Raw genomic sequence first — 16,570 nt, forward strand, 5'->3', positions numbered from 1 at the left:
TCGCCATCGTTGCGAGAGACGAGATATTAGTGAAAACCCCGAACCCTGGCAAGCCCTTTGTGAAAATAATTTGAAAACCTATAAAAAGCCCCGTAAATGACGGGGCTTTTTTATCAGGCATCGGCACCTACCGGTGCCAATGCCCTATATCCAACGGGCGAGAGAACCTCAGGACTTCTTGCCGAAGTAGCGCTCGAAGATGGCGTCGTACGTGCCATCCGCCTTGATCGCATCGATGCCCTTATTAATCTTGGCCAACAGCTCGACATCGCCCTTACGTACCGCAATGCCGTAATACTCCTTCGGGAAGTTGCTATCGGCGACCGTACGCAACTTGGCATTCGGATTATTCGCAATGAAGTTCACCACGACGCCATTGTCGGCCACCACCGCATCGACACCGCCCGCCTCAAGCTCTTTCATCGCAAGCGGCGTACCTTCGAAGCGTTTGACCGCCGGATTGTTCTTGCCCATGAGCTTTTGCACGACTTCATCGCCCGTGGTCGCCGTCTGCACACCCACCTTCAGGGACTTCAGATCTTCAAACTTCTGCACAGTCGAGTTGGCCGGGACGGCAATCAACTGGGATGCCTCGAAGTAAGGCGTCGAGAAGTTCATCTGCTTGCGACGCTCATTCGTAATCGTGATCGCCGAAATCAGGATGTCCCGATCCCCCTGCACCAGCGAATTGAAGATGCCCTCGAACGGCGTATTGATGAACCGGATGGAGATGCCCGCCTTGTCGGCGACGGCCTTCATCACTTCGATATCGAAGCCGGCGATCTGCCGGGTATCGGTCTCATACTCGAACGGCGCATAGGCGGCGTCCGAACCGACGACGTACACAGGTTGCGAGCCATCCGGCCCGACTGACCGGCCCGCGGCCGATTCTTCCTTCTTCCCGCAGGCGCTCAATAACAGCCCGGAGGCCGCTACCAAAGCCAGCGCAAATGCACGTCGTTTCATCGCCATCGATTCGCCCCTTGCTGAAAAAACCGGCAGCCTATCATAGGACGACCCCCGCATCCGGAGGTCATCCCGGTTTTCTACAACGGGCTCAGCGATGCTTGAAAACCGGCTTTCGCTTCTCGACGAACGCCGCCATGCCTTCCTTCTGATCCTCGAGCGCGAACAGCGAATGGAATAGGCGGCGCTCGAACTGCACCCCTTCGTCGAGCGTCGATTCGAATGCGCGATTGACGGCTTCCTTGGCAGCCATCACGACCGGCAGCGAGTATTCGCAGATGGTGTTGGCGGCACCAATGGCCTCGTCGAGCAGCTTGTCCGCAGGCACCACGCGCGACACGAGACCCGCCCGCTCCGCTTCCGTCGCATCCATGAAACGGGCCGTCAGGCACATGTCCATCGCCTTGGCCTTCGACACCGCGCGCGTGAGACGCTGCGTGCCGCCCGCGCCCGGAATCACGCCGAGCTTGATTTCCGGCTGACCGAACTTTGCAGTGTCGGCCGCGATGATGAAGTCGCACATCATCGCCAGCTCACACCCGCCACCGAGGGCGAAACCCGACACGGCAGCGATCACCGGTTTTCGGATTCGACGCACGGTTTCCCAGTTGCGCGTGATGTAGTCGCCCTTGAATACGTCGGCGAAGGTGTACTTCGACATCATGCCGATATCCGCCCCTGCCGCAAACGCCTTATCGCTGCCGGTAATCACCATGCAACCGATGGCCTCGTCAGCGTCGAAGGCGGTCAGCGCGGTGCCCAGTTCGTCCATCAGCGCATCGTTCAGCGCGTTGAGCGCCTTGGGACGATTCAGCGTGATCAGACCGACGCGGCCACGCGTCTCCACCAGAATGTTCTCGTACGTCATCCTCTTTTTCCTCCAGTCAAAGTCGTCTTGTGGTTTGGGGGGCAGCGCGGCTAAGGCGTCACACCTTCGCCGTCGCCGGAAACAGGCATAAGGCGATGGACACGCCATTGGTTGGCAACGGCGCTGCGGCGCACACGGCAAACCGCGGTAAAAAGGGCTTGCCGGGCGTCGACTGCAGTGGTTAGGCATGATGCCATCGATCTCCCGGCCACGCACCTCTCTTGCGCCAAGCAAACGGCCAACCGTGCGCGCCGCACCGGGCCGCAGCGCCATGCATGCCGCCGCATAAACCCGGACGCCGTGCAATCCGTCGGGGAAAACCCGGCGTCATCGCGTGCCACGCCCGAAAGATTTGATGCTATATTAACAAACCAACCGGTCGGTCAATTAATGTTCATGAGACATATCGACCACGACCCGGTGCCGTTTCCTGCGTCTTGCCGCGCGCCTGCACGAACGTGCCCGTCGGCAGACAGCGAATCCGCCAGCCGCATCCCGACACGGACAAACCCACAACCATGACTCATCCCCTCTTCGCCAAACACCGAGAGACTCTCGAGCGCGCCCTTCAGGCCATCGCCACGCGTGGTTACTGGAGCCCGTTCACGGAAATGCCGAGCCCGCGTGCGTATGGCGAGACGGCCGCCGCCGACGGCGAAGCCGCTTTCAAGCAGTACCTGAACGCGGCCTTCCCGCTGGAGCAGCGCGGCAGCACGGGCAGCGTGGGTCAGGAGGCATCGCCCTTCGGCTTCGCGCTCGGCACGACCTATCCCGGTTTCGAGATCGACGCCCTGCTCGCCCGCGTGAGCGACGCCCACAAGTCGTGGCGTGCCGCCACCCCGGACGCCTGGGTCGGGGTGTCGCTGGAAATCCTCAAGCGCCTGAACGCGCGCAGCTTCGAAATGGCCAACGCCGTGATGCACACGACGGGTCAGGCGTTCATGATGGCCTTCCAGGCCGGCGGCCCGCACGCACAGGATCGCGGCCTCGAAGCCGTGGCGTACGCCTGGGACGAACTGCGCCGCATCCCGGCGGATGCTTACTGGGAGAAGCCGCAAGGCAAGAACCCGCCGCTGGCGATGGAAAAGCGTTACACCGTCGTGCCGCGCGGCGTGGCACTGGTGCTCGGCTGCTGCACGTTCCCGACGTGGAACGGCTACCCGGGCCTGTTCGCCAGCCTCGCCACGGGCAACGCCGTGATCGTCAAGCCGCACCCGGGCGCGATCCTTCCGCTCGCCATCACCGTCAAGATTGCACGCGACGTGCTCAAGGAAGCCGGCTTCGATCCGGATGTCGTCACGCTCGCGGCCACCAACCCGAACGACGGCGCCATCGTCCAGCAACTGGCCAAGCGCAATGAAGTGCGCGTGATCGACTTCACCGGCAGCACCGCCAACGGCGACTGGCTGGAGACCAACGCCCGTCAGGCGCAGGTCTACACCGAGAAGGCCGGCGTGAACCAAATCGTGATCGATTCGACGGACGACCTGAAGGGCATGGCCCGCAACATCGGCTTCTCGCTGGCGCTGTACTCGGGGCAGATGTGTACGGCGCCGCAGAACATCTACATTCCGCGCGACGGCATCCAGACGCCGGACGGCAAAGTGTCGTTCGACGAAGTGGTCGCCGCCATCGCCGGTAGCGTCCAGAAGACCTGCAGCGACCCGGCCAAGGCCGTCGAACTGCTCGGTGCGATTCAGAACGAAGGTGTGCTCGCCCGTATCGATGAAGCCCGCAAGGTCGGCCGCATCGTGCTCGACAGCCAGACGCTCCAGCACCCAGCCTTCGCCGATGCCCGCGTGCGCACGCCGCTGATCGTCGCCCTCGACGTCGCCGACGAAGCTGCGTACACCCGCGAGTGGTTCGGCCCGATCGCCTTCGTGATTGCCGTCGACAACAGCGCACAAGCCTTTGCACTGGCCGGCCGCACCGCAGCCGAACATGGCGCGCTCACGCTGTCGGCCTACACGACGACGGCCGAAGGCGAAGCCCAGGCGATCGACGCCGCCATCGAAGGTCGCGTCGCGCTGTCGCTCAACCTGACCGGCGGCGTGTTCGTGAACCAGTCCGCTGCCTTCTCGGATTACCACGGCACGGGCGGCAATCCGGCCGCGAACGCGAGCCTCGCCGACGCCGCCTTCGTCGCAAATCGTTTCCGCGTCGTACAGAGCCGCCACCACGTGCCGGCCAAGTCCGACACCGGCGCCGCCTGAGCACCACCATCCATTTATATAGAGAGAGGGCGGCAAACACCTTACGGCATGTCAGCGCGACGCTCAGCCACTATCCTAGGCACTCACCGTCGCGCGGCCGCCGCCGTGCCCCCGCCCCACGAAAAGACAGGAACGAGACATCATGACCGAAGCCTTCATCTGCGACGCGATCCGTACGCCCATCGGCCGCTACGGCGGCGCCCTGAAGGACGTTCGCGCCGACAACCTCGGCGCGATCCCGCTCAAAGCGCTCATGGCGCGTAACCCGAACGTCGACTGGACGCTGATCGACGACGTTATCTACGGCTGCGCCAACCAGGCCGGCGAAGATAACCGTAACGTGGCCCGCATGGCCGCACTGCTCGCCGAACTGCCGATCGACGTGCCGGGCGCCACGCTCAACCGTCTGTGCGGCTCGGGCATGGACGCCATCGGCAGCGCCGCGCGCGCCATCAAGGCAGGCGAAGCCGGGCTGATGATCGCTGGCGGCGTCGAGTCGATGACCCGCGCACCGTTCGTCATGGGCAAGGCCGACAGCGCGTTCGCCCGTCAGGCCGCGATTTTCGACACGACCATCGGCTGGCGCTTCATCAACCCGCTGATGAAGGCGCAATACGGCGTGGACTCGATGCCGGAGACGGCCGAGAACGTGGCCGACGACTTCAAGATCAACCGCGAAGATCAGGACCGCTTCGCCCTGCGCAGCCAGGAGAAGGCCGCACGCGCCCAAGCGGACGGCACACTCGCACAAGAGATCACGCCGGTATCGATCGCGCAGAAGAAGGGCGATCCGATCGTCGTCGAGCGCGACGAGCACCCGCGCGCGACGAGCCTCGAATCGCTGGCCAAGCTCAAGGGCGTGGTGCGCCCGGACGGCACCGTCACCGCAGGCAACGCTTCGGGTGTGAACGATGGCGCCTGCGCCCTGCTGCTCGCGAGCGAAAGCGCCGCCAAGCGGCACGGCCTCACGCCGCGTGCGCGCGTGCTCGGCATGGCCACCGCCGGTGTCGCCCCGCGCATCATGGGCATCGGCCCGGCCCCGGCCACGGTCAAGCTGCTCAAGCAATTGAACATGACACTGGATCAGTTCGACGTGATCGAGCTGAACGAAGCCTTCGCGAGTCAGGGTCTGGCGGTGTTGCGTCAACTCGGCGTTGCCGACGACGATGCCCGCGTGAACCCGAACGGCGGCGCCATTGCGCTGGGCCACCCGCTGGGCGCGTCAGGCGCGCGTCTGGTGACGACCGCGATGTACCAATTGCACCGCACCGGCGGACGCTTCGCGCTGTGCACGATGTGCATCGGCGTGGGCCAGGGCATTGCGATCGCCATCGAGCGCGTCTGAGCGCCCGGCACCGCCCCGACATCACAAGACACCCGGAGGAAGACACCGATGACCGCCACGGTTCAACTGACGCTGAACGCGAACGTCGCAACGATCACGCTCAACCGTCCCGAGAAGCTCAACAGCTTCACGCGGCAGATGCATGCGGCGCTGCGCGACGCCCTCGATAGCGCGCAGGCACAAGGGGCGCGAGCCATTGTGCTGACCGGTGCCGGACGCGGCTTTTGCGCCGGTCAGGATCTGGCGGATCTCGACTTCACGCCGGGCGCCTCAACCGATCTCGGGGCACTGATCGACGAGAACTTCAACCCGCTCGTGCGCAAGCTGCGCGCAATGCCGCTGCCGGTGATCGCTGCGGTGAACGGCATCGCCGCTGGCGCGGGGGCCAATCTGGCCCTCGCCTGCGACATCGTGCTCGCGGGCGCGTCGGCCAACTTCGTGCAGGCGTTCGTCAAGATCGGCCTGGTGCCCGACACGGGCGGCACGTGGTTCCTGCCGCAACGCGTCGGCATGGCCCGCGCGATGGGGCTTGCGATGCTCGGCGACAAGTTGCCGGCCGAACAAGCCGAACAATGGGGACTGATCTGGCGCTGCGTCAACGACGACGCCTTGCTTGACGAAGCGCAGAAACTCGCCGCACAACTGGCGACGCAGCCGACCAAGGCCCTCGCGAACATCAAGGAAGCGCTGTACGCCTCGGCGACCAACACGCTCGACCAGCAGCTCAATGTCGAGCGCGACGCCCAGCGTGCACTGGGCGCGTCGTACGACTATGCCGAAGGCGTGAACGCGTTCCTCGAGAAACGCGCGCCGAAGTTCGAAGGCCGCTGATCATAGACACTGCACGGGCCGGGGAAACGGCGGGACAAGCGCAGCAACAACGCACGAAGCACGCCAAAACCACGCGCGCCGCACGAAAGACCGACACCATAACAAGACGAGAGACACGATGAGCCTGACCTCCCCCGCCACCAAGGCAACCAGTGAGATGACCCCGGAAGAACTCGCCCGCGCGACGGGCGAGGCCATGTACCGCAGCGACCGTGCGAGCCAGTGGCTAGGCATGGAGTTGCAGGATGTGCGTCCGGGCTACGCGCGCATGACGATGCGCATTCGCGATGAATTCCTCAACGGTCACGCCATCTGCCACGGCGGCCTGATGTTCACGCTCGCCGACTCGACTTTTGCTTTCGCGTGCAACAGCTACAACATCAATACGGTCGCGGCCGGATGCAGCATCGAATTCCTGAAGCCGGTCTCGGGGGGCGACACGCTCACGGCCGAGGCACAGGAGCAGGTGCTCTCGGGGCGCCATGGCATCTACGACATTCGCCTGACGAATTCGGCGGGCGACGTGGTGGCGATGTTCCGCGGCAAGTCCGCACAGATCAAGGGCAATGTCGTCTGACACGCCCGGCAATACGCGAATCCGGGCACGGGTTCGCGAGACACATGCGTAACAGTGAGAAGTAGCAAGTCCCAAGGAGACAGTCATGACCACCGCCCTGCCGCTCGAGCCGATCGAGAAAGCGAGCCTCGACGAACTGCGCAGCCTTCAGCTCGACCGTCTGAAGACGACGTTGCGGCATGCTTATGAAAATTCGCCGGTGTATCGCCGGAAGTTCGACGAGGCCGGCGTCCATCCGGACGATCTGACCTCGCTGGCCGATCTGGCCAAGTTCCCCTTCACAACGAAGCAGGATCTGCGCGACAGCTATCCGTTCGGTATGTTCGCCGTACCGATGGAACAGGTCTCGCGCGTGCATGCGTCTTCGGGCACGACGGGCAAGCCGACGGTCGTGGGCTACACCGCCAACGACATCAGCACGTGGGCCGATCTGGTCGCACGCTCGATCCGTGCTTCGGGCGCGCGTCGCGGCGACAAGGTGCACATCAGCTACGGTTACGGCCTGTTCACGGGCGGTCTGGGTGCGCACTACGGCGCCGAGCGCGCCGGCCTGACGGTGATCCCGTTCGGCGGCGGGCAGACCGAGAAGCAGGTGCAACTGATTCGGGACTTCAAGCCCGACATCATCATGGTCACGCCGAGCTACATGCTCGCGATTGCCGACGAACTCGAGCGCCAGGGCGTGGTGGCGGCCGACTCGTCGCTGCGCATCGGCATCTTCGGTGCGGAGCCGTGGACGAACGACATGCGCTCGGCCATCGAAAAGCGCATGGGCATCGATGCGGTCGACATCTACGGTCTGTCGGAAGTGATGGGCCCCGGTGTGGCTTGCGAATGTGCCGAGACGAAAGACGGCCCAACCATCTGGGAAGATCACTTCTTCCCCGAAATCATCGATCCGGAAACGGGCGAAGTGCTGCCCGACGGGGAGTTCGGCGAACTGGTGTTCACGTCGCTCACCAAGGAAGCGCTGCCGATCATCCGCTATCGCACGCGCGATCTCACGCGTCTGCTGCCCGGCACGGCGCGCACCATGCGCCGCATGGAGAAGATCACCGGCCGCTCGGACGACATGATGATCATTCGCGGGGTGAACGTCTTCCCGTCGCAAATCGAGGAACTGCTGCTGCGTCAGCCGGTGCTCTCGCCGCACTATCAGATCATTCTGGACAAGGAAGGTCCGATGGACACGATGGCGGTGGAAATCGAAGCGGCCGTCGGCTGCAACGATGACTCCACGCTGCAATCGGCGGCCGGCGAACTCAAGCGCGACATCAAGACCCTCATCGGCGTGTCGTGCGCCGTGCGCGTGAAGCCGGTCGGCGCCATCGAGCGTTCGGTGGGCAAAGCGCGACGGGTTTTGGACAAGCGTCCGCGCTAATGCCACGCTAATGCCACATTAATTCCGCGTTCAACGCTGCCGGCGTTCGTCGCCATGAAAAAAGCCCGCGAATTTCGCGGGCTTTTTCGTTGGCGCCAGACCTCACTGATTGGGCAGGAACACCCACATCCGGCCGCTCTGGCGCATGCGTCCGGCCAGATCGCCGGCATCGTCGCCCAAGCCCCAGAAGAAGTCGGCACGCACACCGCCCTTGATCGCGCTGCCCGTGTCCTGCGCGAACATCAGCCGGTTGATCGGTGCGTTCGCCTGCGCGCCGAAGGGCGGGCGCGTCGTCGAGAGAAACACCGGACTGCCCAGCGGGATCGATGCCGGATCGACGGCAATCGAGCGTTCGGCCGTGAGCGGCACACCCAGTGCGCCAATCGGCCCCTCGATACCGCCCACGCCGTGGTTCGGCATTTCGCGGAAGAAGACGAAGCGCGGGTTCACGTCGAGCAAGGCGTCGACACGCGACGGATTGGCGCGCGCCCAGGCGCGAATGCCCTGCATCGTCGCCTGGGCGGCCGTGATCTCGCCACGATCGATCAGCCAGCGTCCGATCGACTTGTAAGGCTGGTCGTTGTTACCGCCATAGCCCACACGCATGATCGAGCCGTCGTCGAGCAGCACCTGGCCGGAGCCTTGCACTTGCAGGAAGAACGCCTCGATGGGGTCGTCCACGTACACCAGTTCGTAGCCGCGCAGCATGCCGCTGCGCATGAGTTCGGCACGCGCGGGCAGCGATCCGGCCTTGCGGCCGGCGGGCCATTTGTAGAGCGGCGTCTGATAGACGCCGCCGCGCACACGCGAGCCGTGCAGCAGCGGCTCGTAGTAGCCTGTGATCAGGCCCGATTGCGTACCGTCGGAGTTCGCGATACGAAACGGCGTAAAGTACTGCTCGAAGAACAGCCTCACCGATGCCGGGTCCAGATCGTCGAGATGCTCGGCCGCGCGGCAGGCCGGCTGCCAGTTGTTCTGACGGCCCAGCTTCACACAGCTCTGGGCCAGCGCGAGACGCGCACCGATGAGTGAGTCGTCCTGCCAGCCATCGACCTGCGACCACGACACGGGCTGCATGCGGCCCGCACCGGAAGGCGGTGTCGCGACCGTCGACGGCGGCGTGCCTGGACGATAAGTGCCCGAAGGAGGCGAAGGCACACTCGAACAACCGTAGAGCAATGCGGCAAACGCGGCAAGCGCCAGGCCCCGGCCGGCGCGCCACCGCCCAAACATATTCAGGAAGAGCGTCATGGGTAATCTGTTCGATGAATATCCGGCCTTGCTGGTCTTGCCGGAAGTGTTGCTGGCGATCGTGATCGTCGCCGCCATTGTCGTGATGCGACGCAAACCGTCGCTCAAACGCAGGGTTCGCCAGACGCGCGCGATCCGGCCGATGCCGAGCGATACCGTAGACCCGGTCGATCCTTCGAGCCCGGACCCGGCCGCTCGCGCAGCCGACGATCCGCTCAAACGGGAAGACTGGTCCGACGATCGTCGCTGAGGTTCGAACACCGTGCGCCTTCCCGGCTCAGTGCAGGGTGCGCGGCATGGTGAGCGCGAACTCGGCGACGGGCGCTTCGAAGCGCGTGCCGTCCTCGGCCACGCAGAAGTACTCGCCGCGCATGGTGCCGACCGGCGTGGCGACCATCGCCCAGCTCGTGTACTCGAATTGCTCACCGGGTTGCAGGAACGGCTGATGGCCGATCACGCCCAGACCGTTGACTTCCTGCACATGGTTGTCGCCGTCGGTGATCACCCAGTGACGCGAGATCAGTTGGGCCGGCACTTCCCCGCTGTTGCGAATCGTGATCGTGTAGGCAAAAGCGAATTGCCGACGGTCCGGTTCCGATTGCTCCGGGAGGTATTGCGGGCGCACCGTGACGGTAAATTCATACTGGCTCATCGGGTGTTCCTGTTGCGCATGGTGCTCTCTGATGACGTTCTGGTCTGACAGCGCTGCGCTGCCTAAGGTGTCACGATGCCTGCTACCGGCATCGTGACGGACGTGCGGCACAGGCGCCATCCCGTTTTGCAAGGCATTCTGCGGCAAGTCGTCGCGGGTCGCAACCGGCAAACATGCCGCAAAGGCGCCCGCACATTCAGCTCACTACGGGCAGGGGTCATGCGAAAGCTTTAAAATATCGCTTTTGACGCCATTCCCTGTCCCGCCATGACGCAATTCTGTATCGCCCCCAGCATCCTGTCCGCCGACTTTGCCCGGCTGGGCGAAGAGGTCCGTAACGTTGTGGCGGCTGGCGCCGACTGGATTCACTTTGACGTGATGGACAACCATTACGTTCCCAACCTGACCATCGGCCCGATGGTGTGCGAGGCGATCCGCCCGCACGTGGACGTGCCCATCGACGTACATCTGATGGTACGCCCGGTCGACCGCATCGTGCCCGACTTCGCCAAAGCCGGCGCCAACCTGATCACTTTTCACCCGGAAGCCTCGGAACACGTCGACCGCACGCTGAGCCTGATTCGTGACAACGGCTGCAAGGCCGGCCTCGTGTTCAATCCCGGCACGCCGCTGCACTATCTCGATCACGTGATGGATCGTCTCGACATGGTGCTCGTCATGTCGGTGAACCCCGGCTTCGGCGGTCAGTCGTTCATTCCCGAGGCACTCAACAAGCTGCGTGCCGTGCGCGCGCGCATCGACGCCTACACGGCCGAGACCGGCCGCGAGATCCGTCTGGAAATCGATGGCGGCGTCAAGGTCGACAACATCGCCGAAATCGCCGCCGCCGGCGCCGACACATTCGTGGCCGGTTCGGCGATCTTCGGCAAACCCGACTACAAGGCGGTGATCGACCAGATGCGCGCCCAACTGGCGAACGTGGCATGACCCATACCGCCTCTCTCCAACTGGACGGCATCCGCGCAGTGCTGATCGACCTCGACGGCACGCTCGTCGACACGGCAGGTGACTTCGGCGTGGCGCTCAATGCCATGCTGGCCGATCTGGGTGCTGCGCCCGTACCGACCGAGCGTCTGATGACGTTTGTCGGCAAAGGCACGGCCAATCTGGTACGCAAGACCCTCGCCGAGCGGTTCGCCGCGCCCGAAATCGACAGCCTGTTCGACCGTGCGCAAGACAAGTACGAAGCCGTCTACACGTCGATCAACGGCAAGCACACGGCGCTCTACCCGGAAGTGCGCGAAGGGCTGGCGGCCTTGCGCGACGCCGGTCTGCCGGTGGCGTGCATCACCAACAAGCAACACCGCTTTGCCGTGACGCTGCTCGAGCACTACGGCCTGTCCGATCAGTTCGACCTTGTGTACGGTGGCGATTCGTGGCCCAAGCGCAAGCCCGACCCGATGCCGCTCGTCAAAGCCTGCGAAGCGTTCGGCGTATCGCCGGCGCAAGCCGTGCTGGTCGGCGACTCGGGCAACGACGCGCTAGCCGCCCGCGCAGCGGGTTGCCGGTCGCTCACGGTGCCGTATGGCTACAACCATGGCGAATCTGTACAAACGATCGACACGGATGGTATAGTCGCCTCAATTCTGGGCGCCGCCCGGGCCATTCTGCCCAAGGCAACGCCCGCGCTGGCGAGTTGAATTCGCCGTCTTCCACACTGCATTCAAGCGCATGTTCCTGAACAAGAAACGGAGTCTTAGCGTGATCGACCGGGGGGCCTGGCCCTGGCGACGCTGGTCCTGCTGAACCCTTCCCAAAGGGGTGGCCGGGACCGCTGGAGTTCGTCTTCAGCAACCCGTTTCTTGCATCGTTGTTGTTCCCAAGAAGTGACACATCGGCACGCCGTTTCGCACGGCGCGCGGGTTCGCCGAGACGCGGTAATCGTCGTCGCATCGCAGGTGCGCGCGCGTTCGCCGTGACCCGGTGTGGGTCAGCACATCCACCCCGACACGACTCAGGTATTCTCAACGCCAATCCACGCCGATTCTGCGGGACTACCCGCCGGCAAACTTGCAGGCAGAGTGCAACATGACCGAACTCGAATTCAAATCGCTGGCCAATCAAGGCTTCAACCGCATTCCGCTGATCGCCGAGGCTTTCGCCGATCTCGACACCCCACTCTCGTTGTATCTCAAGCTGGCGCTGGGCGACCGGCGTGGCGCGAACACCTTCCTGCTCGAGTCAGTCGTCGGCGGCGAGCGCTTCGGCCGCTACTCGTTCATCGGCCTGTCCGCACGCACGCTGCTGCGCAGCTTCGGTCCGAAAACCGAGGTCGTGCGCGACGGCGCCGTCGTCGAGACGCACCACGGCGATCCACTCGAATTCATCACCCAGTTCCAAGCGCGCTTCAAAGTGGCGCTGCGCCCCGGCATGCCGCGTTTTTGCGGTGGCCTGGCCGGCTACTTCGGCTACGACGCCGTGCGCTACATCGAGAAGAAGCTCGCGCACACCACGCCGCGCGACGATCTGAACCTGCCCGACATTCAGTTGCTGCTCACGGAAGAACTGGCCGTGATCGACAACCTGACCGGCAAGCTCTACCTCATCATTTACGCCGACCCCACACAGCCGGAAGCGTATTCGAAGGCGCGCCTGCGTCTGCGCGAGTTGCGCGCTCGCCTGAAGGCGCCGGTTGATGCCCCCGTCACGTCCGGCAGCGTGCGCACCGAAACCTTCCGCGAGTTCGCCAAGCCGGATTACCTCGCGGCAGTTGCGAAGGCCAAGGAAGCCATCGAAGCCGGCGAACTGATGCAAGTGCAAGTCGGCCAGCGTCTCATCAAGCCGTATCGCGACGCCCCGCTGTCGCTCTACCGTGCGCTGCGCTCGCTCAACCCGTCGCCGTACATGTATTTCTATAACTTCGGCGATTTTCAGGTGGTCGGCGCATCGCCCGAAATTCTCGTGCGTCAGGAGCGTCGCCAGACACCCGACGGCGAGCACGAAATCGTCACGATTCGCCCGCTGGCCGGCACGCGCCCGCGTGGCGCCACGCCCGAGCGCGATGCGGAACTAGCCACCGAATTGCTTTGCGATCCGAAAGAAATTGCCGAGCACGTCATGCTCATCGATCTGGCACGCAACGACGTGGGCCGCATTGCACAGACGGGCACCGTCGAAGTCACCGACAAGATGGTCATCGAGAAGTACTCACATGTGCAGCACATTGTGAGTTCGGTGGAAGGCCGTCTGCAACCGGGACTGTCCAACATCGACGTGCTGCGCGCCACGTTCCCGGCCGGCACGCTCACCGGCGCGCCGAAAGTTCGCGCCATGGAACTGATCGACGAACTCGAGCCGGTCAAGCGCGGCCTGTACGGCGGCGCCGTGGGCTATCTGTCGTTCGGCGGCGAAATGGATGTCGCCATCGCGATTCGTACCGGCGTCATCAAGGACGGCAATCTGTATGTGCAAGCCGCTGCCGGTATTGTGGCCGACTCGGTGCCCGAATCCGAATGGCAAGAAACGGAAAACAAGGCCCGCGCCGTGCTGCGTGCGGCCGAACAGGTGCAGGATGGTCTCGACGCCGAGTCCTGATCCGGCGCGGCGCACCATCCACGTCTCGCGCCGCCGCACCAAGGTGACGCACGCCGCGGCTTGAAACGCCCACGCGTTCCCTATATTGCATTGGCGTGACATCGACATTCTCAGGGCCCTGAATCGAATCTCTACTCGATTCGGGGCCCTTGTTGATTTAGCACAACCGTTCGCTTTTTTTCGACGCCTCCGGTATACGCCAATTGACGTCACCACGCTATAGTTAATCGTCCGTCGGGAGGTCGAAGCTTCTATGGCGAAATCATGTATTTCACCTATGCGTTCCGGCGTCGCAAACTCCTTTGCGATTGCTGCGATAGCCGCACTTGTCACTACCCTGCTTAGCGGTTGTCTTTCGATGGCGCCGACTTATGAGCGCCCTGCGGCCCCGGTGGCCGATGTGTGGACACCCGATGTCAGCACATCCCCCGCCACCGCGGCGGTGCAGTCTGCGTCCATGCTCGATTGGCGAGAATATTTCGTCGATCCGCAGTTGCGCACGCTCATCGAAACCGCGTTGACCAACAATCGCGATCTGCGCGTCGCACTTGCTCGTGTCGAACAGGCGCGAGCGGCCTATGGCATTCAACGCGCCGATCTGTTTCCGTCGCTGGGTGGCGGCGCGAGCGAGACACGTCAGCGGGTACCCGGCGATTTGAGCCTCACCGGCAAGCCCTATGTCAGCAGCCAATATCAGGTCGGCCTCGGCCTGTCGACGTGGGAGCTGGACTTCTGGGGCCGGATTCGCAACCTGAAGGATGCCGCGCTCGACGAATATTTGGCTTCCGATGCGTCTCGCCGCGCCCTCGAACTGAGCCTGATCTCGCAAGTCGCACAGACGTGGTTGAACCTGCGCGAGTTAGACGAACGCATTGCCCTGGCGCAGCAAACGGTCGACAGCCGCGCCGAGTCGCTGCGTATCTTCACGCGTCGCGAGCAGGTCGGCTCGACGTCGAAGCTCGATCTCACCGAAGTCACCACCCTCTGGCAGCAAGCGCGTGCGCTCGTCACGCAACTCCAGCAACAACGCGCCGCGCAGGCCCACACGTTGCAAGTGCTGGTGGGCGCACCGATCGACACCTCGCCGCTGGCGCTCGACCACACGGCCGACGACGCCCGCCTGATGCGCGATCTCCAGCCCGGCCTGCCGTCGTCGTTGCTCGAAGACCGGCCGGACATCATGGCTGCCGAGTATCAATTGCGCGCCGCTCACGCGAACATCGGTGCGGCACGCGCGGCCTTCTTCCCGCAGATCACGCTCACCGGCTCGGTCGGCACGGCAAGCAGCGCGCTCGACGGTTTGTTCACCGCCGGCAGCGCCGCGTGGGCGTTCACGCCGAGCATCAATATCCCGATCTTCCAGGGCGGACGCCTCGTGAACAACCTCGATCTCGCCGAAGCCCGTCGCGTCGAGTCCGTTGCGAACTACGAGAAGACGATTCAGGAGGCATTCCGCGATGTCGCCGATGCCCTGAGCGCGCGCCGCTGGCTGGCCGATCAGGTCACGATCCTGCAAGCCACGCAGGATGCCCAGGCCGAGCGCGCACGGCTCGCGAAGCTGCGTTACGACCACGGCGCGGCGGCGTTCCTCGAAGTGCTCGACGCCCAGCGCGATCTCCTCGCCATCGAACAACAAACGGTGCAGACGCGTCGCGCGCTGCTCTCCGCGCGCGTATCGCTCTACACGGCGCTCGGGGGCGGCAGCCGCCTCATGCCCGCAGCCGACGCCCCCGGTGGACCGTTCGCCCGCACGCCTCGCGTCGTCGAGCCATCGCCGCCCGGCGCGGTTGGCGCAGCGAGTCCGGCGAACGTCGCACCGGCCGTCCAATAAAGTCAAAGGGCTAAACATGACGCTTCCCAACGCCAAGAAACTGGTTCCTGCACTGATCGTGCTAGCGGTCGTCGGGCTGGGTTGGTACGGATGGAAAACCTATAACCACACGGGCCCCGGCGCCGGCTTTACGAGCGGCAACGGCCGCATCGAAGCCACCGAGGTCGACGTGGCCACCAAGCTCGCGGGACGTGTCGAAGCCATCTACGTTCGGGAGGGCGATTTCGTGAAGGCGGGTCAGGTACTCGCCAAGATGCAGATCGACACGCTCAACGCGCAGCGCGACGAAGCCCGCGCGCAGTATCAGCAGGCCGTGACCAACGTCGCGGCGATTCAGGCGCAGGCGGCAGCAAGGTTATCCGACAAAGCGACGGCCGAAGCCAATGTCGCCGCACGCGAGGCCGAACTCGACGCGGCCCAACGCAGGTTGTCGCGCTCGGAAACGCTATCGAAGGAGGGCGCCTCGTCGGTGCAGGAACTGGACGACGACCGTGCGCGGGTTCGCAGCACACGCGCCGCCGTTACCGCCGCGCGCGCGCAGGTGGCGGCCGCGCAGTCTGCGGTCGAAGCTGCCAACGCTCAGGTCACGGGCGCGAAGTCGACGGTCCAGGCCGTGCAGGCCACCGTCACTCGCATCGAAGCCGATATCACGGACAGCGAACTCAAGGCGCCGCGCGACGGTCGGGTGCAGTACCGCGTGGCCCAACCGGGTGAGGTGCTTGCGGCGGGCGGCAAGGTTCTCAATCTCGTCGACCTGTCGGATGTGTACATGACGTTTTTCCTGCCCGAAACGGTGGCCGGGCGTCTGGCCATCGGCGCCGAAGCCCGCATCGTTCTCGACGCGGCGCCGCAGTATGTGATTCCCGCGAGCATCTCGTTCGTCTCCAGCACGGCGCAGTTCACGCCCAAGACGGTCGAGACCGAGAGCGAGCGCCAGAAGCTGATGTTCCGCGTACGCGCTCAGATCGCGCCGGCGTTGCTGCAACAGCATCTGTCGCTGGTGAAGACGGGCCTGCCCGGTGTGACGTGGGTGAAGACCGATAGCCAGGCAGCCTGGCCTGCCCAGTTGCAGACCAAGCTGCCGCAGTGAGCCTCGCATC

The 16,570-nt window shown here is 64.2% G+C and carries 15 protein-coding genes; 11 read left to right on the forward strand and 4 right to left on the reverse strand.

All coding sequences use genetic code 11. The features are described 5' to 3' along the window. Window positions 1-168 precede the first annotated feature (168 nt). Both PHO31112_RS14190 and PHO31112_RS14195 read right to left on the reverse strand, forming a co-directional pair. A complete protein-coding gene (locus PHO31112_RS14190; protein WP_150621107.1) occupies window positions 169-972 on the reverse strand; it encodes a basic amino acid ABC transporter substrate-binding protein in 804 nt (267 codons plus the stop codon). Window positions 973-1,057: 85 nt separating this feature from the next. Then, complete coding sequence (locus PHO31112_RS14195; RefSeq protein ID WP_150621108.1) at window positions 1,058-1,834, reverse strand: enoyl-CoA hydratase; 777 nt, start codon at window positions 1,832-1,834, stop codon at window positions 1,058-1,060. Between the two features lie 518 nt (window positions 1,835-2,352). Between PHO31112_RS14195 and paaN the strand changes: the two genes are divergently transcribed. The 5 genes from paaN to paaK all read left to right on the forward strand — a co-directional run bounded on the left by paaN (window position 2,353) and on the right by paaK (window position 8,181). Beyond that, a complete protein-coding gene (gene paaN / locus PHO31112_RS14200; protein ID WP_150621109.1) occupies window positions 2,353-4,047 on the forward strand; it encodes a phenylacetic acid degradation protein PaaN in 1,695 nt (564 codons plus the stop codon). A gap of 142 nt (window positions 4,048-4,189) precedes the next feature. Continuing rightward, window positions 4,190-5,392 (forward strand): 3-oxoadipyl-CoA thiolase, encoded by a 1,203-nt coding sequence (gene pcaF, locus PHO31112_RS14205; RefSeq protein ID WP_150621110.1) that lies wholly within the window; start codon window positions 4,190-4,192, stop codon window positions 5,390-5,392. A 48-nt stretch (window positions 5,393-5,440) separates the two neighbouring features. Then, window positions 5,441-6,223: a 2-(1,2-epoxy-1,2-dihydrophenyl)acetyl-CoA isomerase PaaG gene (paaG, locus tag PHO31112_RS14210; RefSeq protein ID WP_150621111.1), complete on the forward strand. Its 783-nt coding sequence runs from the start codon at window positions 5,441-5,443 to the stop codon at window positions 6,221-6,223. 118 nt (window positions 6,224-6,341) lie between these two features. Further along, entirely contained in the window at window positions 6,342-6,800 is a 459-nt protein-coding gene (gene paaI, locus PHO31112_RS14215; protein WP_174995718.1) for a hydroxyphenylacetyl-CoA thioesterase PaaI, read from the forward strand. A gap of 85 nt (window positions 6,801-6,885) precedes the next feature. Next, window positions 6,886-8,181 (forward strand): phenylacetate--CoA ligase PaaK, encoded by a 1,296-nt coding sequence (paaK, locus tag PHO31112_RS14220; RefSeq protein ID WP_150621112.1) that lies wholly within the window; start codon window positions 6,886-6,888, stop codon window positions 8,179-8,181. A 102-nt stretch (window positions 8,182-8,283) separates the two neighbouring features. Here paaK and mltA read toward each other — a convergent pair whose 3' ends face one another. Continuing rightward, on the reverse strand, window positions 8,284-9,510 hold the full coding sequence (gene mltA / locus PHO31112_RS14225; RefSeq protein ID WP_425495203.1) for a murein transglycosylase A: 1,227 nt from the start codon (window positions 9,508-9,510) through the stop codon (window positions 8,284-8,286). On the opposite strand from mltA, the gene PHO31112_RS14230 reads away from it, so the two are divergent. After that, window positions 9,431-9,682 (forward strand): hypothetical protein, encoded by a 252-nt coding sequence (locus tag PHO31112_RS14230; RefSeq protein ID WP_150621114.1) that lies wholly within the window; start codon window positions 9,431-9,433, stop codon window positions 9,680-9,682. The genes mltA and PHO31112_RS14230 overlap by 80 nt on opposite strands. Before the next feature lie 27 nt (window positions 9,683-9,709). Here the strand turns inward: PHO31112_RS14230 and apaG are convergent, their stop codons facing one another. Next, window positions 9,710-10,084 carry a Co2+/Mg2+ efflux protein ApaG gene (gene apaG, locus PHO31112_RS14235; protein WP_150621115.1) on the reverse strand — a complete coding sequence of 125 codons (375 nt, stop codon included), beginning with the start codon at window positions 10,082-10,084 and terminating at the stop codon, window positions 9,710-9,712. Between the two features lie 267 nt (window positions 10,085-10,351). On the opposite strand from apaG, the gene rpe reads away from it, so the two are divergent. From rpe to PHO31112_RS14260, 5 genes are all read left to right on the forward strand, one after another. Further along, the gene (gene rpe, locus PHO31112_RS14240; protein WP_150621116.1) at window positions 10,352-11,032 is read left to right on the forward strand and encodes a ribulose-phosphate 3-epimerase; all 681 of its coding nucleotides are present in this window, start codon (window positions 10,352-10,354) and stop codon (window positions 11,030-11,032) included. After that, on the forward strand, window positions 11,029-11,745 hold the full coding sequence (locus PHO31112_RS14245; RefSeq protein ID WP_150621117.1) for a phosphoglycolate phosphatase: 717 nt from the start codon (window positions 11,029-11,031) through the stop codon (window positions 11,743-11,745). Before rpe ends, PHO31112_RS14245 begins: the two co-directional genes overlap by 4 nt. A gap of 388 nt (window positions 11,746-12,133) precedes the next feature. Next, entirely contained in the window at window positions 12,134-13,639 is a 1,506-nt protein-coding gene (gene trpE, locus PHO31112_RS14250) for an anthranilate synthase component I (RefSeq protein ID WP_150621118.1), read from the forward strand. A gap of 277 nt (window positions 13,640-13,916) precedes the next feature. After that, window positions 13,917-15,470: an efflux transporter outer membrane subunit gene (locus PHO31112_RS14255; protein WP_150621119.1), complete on the forward strand. Its 1,554-nt coding sequence runs from the start codon at window positions 13,917-13,919 to the stop codon at window positions 15,468-15,470. 16 nt (window positions 15,471-15,486) lie between these two features. Then, on the forward strand, window positions 15,487-16,560 hold the full coding sequence (locus tag PHO31112_RS14260) for an HlyD family secretion protein (RefSeq protein ID WP_150621120.1): 1,074 nt from the start codon (window positions 15,487-15,489) through the stop codon (window positions 16,558-16,560). The last annotated feature ends 10 nt before the right edge of the window (window positions 16,561-16,570 follow it).

This window comes from Pandoraea horticolens (genome assembly GCF_902459555.1).
Taxonomy (GTDB): Bacteria; Pseudomonadota; Gammaproteobacteria; order Burkholderiales; family Burkholderiaceae; genus Pandoraea; species Pandoraea horticolens.